This window comes from Curtobacterium sp. MCSS17_011, assembly GCF_003224275.1.
Classification (GTDB): domain Bacteria; phylum Actinomycetota; class Actinomycetes; order Actinomycetales; family Microbacteriaceae; genus Curtobacterium.
On the sequence record NZ_QKLE01000054.1, the window covers coordinates 1 to 2,235 of the forward strand.

The 2,235-nt window shown below is 67.1% G+C and carries 2 protein-coding genes; both read left to right on the forward strand.

The annotated features are described in order from the left end of the window. Positions 1–1,528, forward strand: a 1,528-nt coding sequence (locus DEJ17_RS17395) for an ABC transporter substrate-binding protein (RefSeq protein WP_146239764.1), incomplete at its 5' end; no start/stop codon positions are given. A 10-nt stretch (positions 1,529–1,538) separates the two neighbouring features. Next, positions 1,539–2,213 (forward strand): cysteine hydrolase family protein, encoded by a 675-nt coding sequence (locus tag DEJ17_RS17400; protein WP_110895664.1) that lies wholly within the window; start codon positions 1,539–1,541, stop codon positions 2,211–2,213. Positions 2,214–2,235 lie beyond the last annotated feature (22 nt).

Genomic DNA, 2,235 nt, shown 5'->3' on the forward strand with positions numbered 1-2,235 from the left:
AGATGTGTATAAGAGACAGCCTCGGATCCACCGACTGTTCGTCGCGGTCGGCATCACCGGCGCCGCAGCACTCGTGCTCACCGGCTGCTCGGGCTTCTCGTCCGCCGACGCCGGCAGCGGCTCGACCACCAAGGACACCGTCACCGCCGCACTCACCGCGGAGCCGTCGACCCTCGACCCGGTGTTCGACACGAACCTGCAGTCGCTCAACGTCTTCGAGAACGTCTTCGACCAGCTCACGACCATCGGGAAGGACGGCAGCGTCGAGCCGGGCCTGGCGACGCAGTGGACCCACGACGACGTTCTGACGACGTGGACGTTCACACTCCGTGACGACGCCGAGTTCTCCGACGGGTCCCCCGTCACCGCCGACGACGTGGTCTACACGTACGAGACCGCGATGAAGGACCCCGAGTCGAACCTCGGCGGCTACATGACCGCGATCGACTCCCTCGAGGCGACCGACGACACCACCGTCGTCTTCCACCTGAACACCCCGTACGCGCCGTTCGACCGGCAGGTCACCCTGGTGTCGATCCTGCCCGAGGCGATCTACTCCGAGGGTGCGAAGGCCTTCGGCCAGAAGCCGGTCGGATCCGGTCCGTACGAGGTCGTGAAGTGGACTCGCGGCGACTCCATCACGCTGAAGCGGAACCCGGACTACTGGGGCAAGCAGGGCACCTACGAGAACGTCGTGTTCCAGTTCGTGCCGGACGAGACCACCCGCGCCAACTCCGTGCAGTCCGGTGACCTCGACATCGCCCTGCTCGGACCGGCCAGCGTCGGCACCGCGAAGTCGTCCGACGCCGTCGACGTCGTCGACACCAAGTCCAACCGGGTCATCTACACCGGCTTCAACGCCACCGCGAAGTGGCTCGACGACCCCGACTTCCGCAAGGCCGTCAGCCTCGCCGTCGACCGCGACGCGATCTCGGAGAAGCTCATGGCCGGCACGACCGAGCCGGCCAGTCAGCTCGTCGCGTCGGTGACCCAGGGCTACGACGACTCGATCGAACCCACGGAGCAGGACGTCGCCCAGGCGAAGGAGCTCGTCAAGGCCTCCGGGTACGACGGCTCCACCATCACGCTGAGCTACCCGACGACCACGCTGCCGCAGATCCAGCAGCTCGCCCAGTCGGTCCAGCAGTACCTCGAGGCGGTGGGCATCACGGTGAAGCTCGACGGCCAGGAGTTCTCGACGTTCTCGTCGAACTGGTTCGCGAGCAAGTTCTCCGGCCTGTACATCTACGCGTTCGCCCCGTCGGTGCTGGACGCCGACCTGCCGCTCACGATGCTCACGAAGTCCGGCGGTCAGGGCTACGCGAAGAACCCCGAGATCGACGCGCTGCTCGAGCAGGAGCTCGCGGAACCTGACGAGGCAGCCCGCAACGCCGACCTCGGCAAGGTGTCGACGATCGTCGACAACAACACGTACTACGCACCGCTCATCGCCGACACGTACACGTACGGCGTCACCAAGGGGCTCGACTGGACGCCCCGTCCCAACGGCATGATCCTCTTCGACTAGGAGTCACACGATGACCACCACCATCCCCACCGAGAACACCGCCGTCATCGTCGTCGACATGCAACGCGCGTTCTTCGACAACGACGACTCGCTCGGACGCGCCGGCATCGACGTCACCCCGCTCCGGCACGCGATCCCCGGCACCGTCGCCCTCGTCGACGCCGCCCGCGCGGCCGGCGTCCCGGTGATCTTCACCCGCTACGTCTACATGCCCGGCATGGTCGACTTCGGCGTCACGAAGGGCGCCAAGGCGTCCGACCGCATCGCCGCGAACTCCCTCGGGTACGGCACCGACGAGATCGAGCTCATCCCCGAGCTCGGTGCACGGCCCGACGAGGTCGTGATCGACAAGTCCCGCCCGAGCGCGTTCTACGGCACCCGGATGGAGCCCGTCCTGACCGGACTCGGCGTCCGGAACCTGGTGGTCTGCGGCGTGACGACGAACATCTGCGTCGAGACCACCGTCCGCGACGCCGGTCAGCGCGACTACGCCACGTACGTCGTGCGGGACGCGGTCGCCGAGTTCACACCGGAACGGAACCACTTCGCCCTGTTCGGCATGGGCTGGTCGTTCGGTGAGGTCGTCGAGCTCGCCGACGTCGAGACCTCGTGGGGCGGCACGCCGTCCTTCCGGGGCACGCCTCAGCCGCGCGTGGAGACCCCGCTCCCCACCATCGCGGTCTAGTTCCCGTCTCTTATACACATCT

Bases quoted from the DNA above. Each gene is read 5' to 3' on its own strand.
- DEJ17_RS17400 (WP_110895664.1), top strand. From the start codon at position 1,539: ATGACCACCACCATCCCCACCGAGAACACCGCCGTCATCGTCGTCGAC.